Here is a 2,026-nt window from a genome sequence, read left to right on the forward strand (position 1 = left end):
CCCGGCGAGATGACGGAAGTCGCGGCCGTGGTGAGCTTTCTTGCCTCAACCGCGGCGTCGTTCGTTACCGGGCAGGTGATCAGCGTCAACGGTGGGAGCACGATGCTGTAAACCGCCGCACGGAGGCCGCCTCGGTGGTGCGGATCCTGGTTGGCGCGCTCAGGAGACTCGGCACACCCGTCCCCGCGACGGGGCCGCTCCGGCGGCTTACGCGCTCGGCGCAGCCTCGGCCGGCGTCGGCGGGTGGTGGCCCCACAGGGTGAAGCGCGACAGGTGCCGCTGGCGCCAGTTCGCGTCGACGCGAAAGCCTTCGGTGCCGACTTCGTACTCGAAACCGGACGGCGTGCGCCCGTAGAACGAGTAGACGCCTTCGGTGTGGCGGCCAGGCATGTGGGTGACCTCGACGCCGGCACTGCGGGTGCGATCCCACGCCAGACCCACGTCGTCGATGCTTGGCACGTGCACCTCGAAGTGCGCGATACGCTTGACCGGTGGCACGCCCCCGGCGAGCGCAATCGTGTGATGGCGCGGGTTGGCGTACAGAAACACCGCAGACAGCACGATACCGGCCCACTCCTCAGCGCCGGTGTCGGACACCGACATGCCGATCACGTCGGTATAGAACGGCACCGCGGCGTCCAGGTCCGGCATGACCAGGATCAGGTGACCCATGCCCATGTCGCCGGTGACGAAGCCACCCGGCTGCACCGGTGAGCCGAACGGCGTGGGCGAGGTCTTCAGACCCAGGCACAGTTCGAGCGGGTTGCCCCACGGATCCCTGAAACGCACCAGATGATCCACGTGGCGCGCCCGCAACTCGTCCGGCGTGCCGGCTTGCAGTTCGATGCCTGCCTTGCGCAGACGTGAACACAGTGCATCGAATTCTTCGCGGTTATAGGCGGCGAGCCCGACGGCGCACACGTCGTCGGCCGGGCCCTCGCGCACGAACATGCGCTGTGCGAACTCGTCCATGCGGTAGGCTTGCGAGCCGTCCACGTTCTGGCCGTTGGCCGTCATGCCGATCACCTGTGTGAGCAGTCGGTCCCACGCGGCGAGGTCGGACACTTCGAATCCCAGGTAACCGAGTTCCAATCTGGCCGTCATGCCAGTTCCTCCATTCGTTATTGAATACTTTCGCAGGGTAGCTATTCAGTGCTGGCTGGATTGGCCCTGATGCCGTGGGGCCATTTCAGCGGATGCAAGTGTAGCTTGGATGGCGCCCAGCGGACCTCGGGAGTGCGGCGACTGACGTCCGGCGATCCACCGTGTTTCCCGGGTCTTGCGCGTACGGAAGACGGGTGTCGAGCGGAGGTTACGGCGATAGCGCATCGGCGAGTGAGCGCAGTAGCTTCGCTCCGTCGCCGTGCCATGTGCTGCCGTGCATGCACGCGAGTGTTTTCGGTTTGGCCAGGGCCAGCCGTTCCAGTGTTGCCCGTGCGCCGGGTGCGTGTGCGTACGGGTCCATTACCTGACGGAACGCCTCGCTCGGCGCCAGGATGTCCGACTCGGTGGTGGCCGGATGCTCGGCGCCACCCTGTGCGAACAGATCGCTGCACAACAAAGTGCGTGTTGTCTCCTCCATCAGGAGACCACATTCCCACCCATGGGGCAGGTGCGGGGTGTCGAACCAGCGCACGGTATGGCGGCCCAGTGACAGCGCTTCCCCGTCCGCGAGTGCGTGTGCCGGCCGGTCGGCGAGGTCATCGATCGACACCATCGCGGCCAGCTTGCCGCACAGCGGCACCGATTGCGGCGCCGCCGCAAGCCATTCGTTGAGCGAACCACACTCGTCGGCCTCGACGTGCGAGAAGCCGACATAGCGCACACGCTCCACCGCTATCACGCTCGCGACCGCCTCCCGCACCAGCGGAAACATCTTGCGCAGCCCGGTGTGAAACAGCAGCGGGGCATCGTCAACGATGAGGAATTGATTGTAGGAGAAATCGCCAGGCCCTCCCTGTGCATGGACCGGCGTATTGATGCGGTAGATTCCATCCGCGATTTCGTGAACGTTAGTCCCCGACTG

General features: G+C 65.6%; 3 protein-coding genes. 1 reads left to right on the forward strand and 2 read right to left on the reverse strand.

Annotated features, from left to right (window positions below; all coding sequences use genetic code 11):
• Window positions 1-111, forward strand: a 111-nt coding sequence (locus tag WAW17_RS18130) for an SDR family oxidoreductase (RefSeq protein WP_422334325.1), incomplete at its 5' end; no start/stop codon positions are given.
• Window positions 112-207: 96 nt separating this feature from the next.
• Here WAW17_RS18130 and WAW17_RS18135 read toward each other — a convergent pair.
• Together WAW17_RS18135 and WAW17_RS18140 are read right to left on the reverse strand one after the other, a co-directional pair.
• Window positions 208-1,104, reverse strand: coding sequence for a VOC family protein (locus WAW17_RS18135; RefSeq protein ID WP_422334323.1), 897 nt, complete (start codon window positions 1,102-1,104; stop codon window positions 208-210).
• A 208-nt stretch (window positions 1,105-1,312) separates the two neighbouring features.
• Window positions 1,313-2,026, reverse strand: a 714-nt coding sequence (locus WAW17_RS18140) for an MBL fold metallo-hydrolase (RefSeq protein WP_422334324.1), incomplete at its 5' end; no start/stop codon positions are given.

The organism is Rhodococcus sp. (in: high G+C Gram-positive bacteria), from assembly GCF_049286785.1.
GTDB lineage: Bacteria > Actinomycetota > Actinomycetes > Mycobacteriales > Mycobacteriaceae > Rhodococcus_F.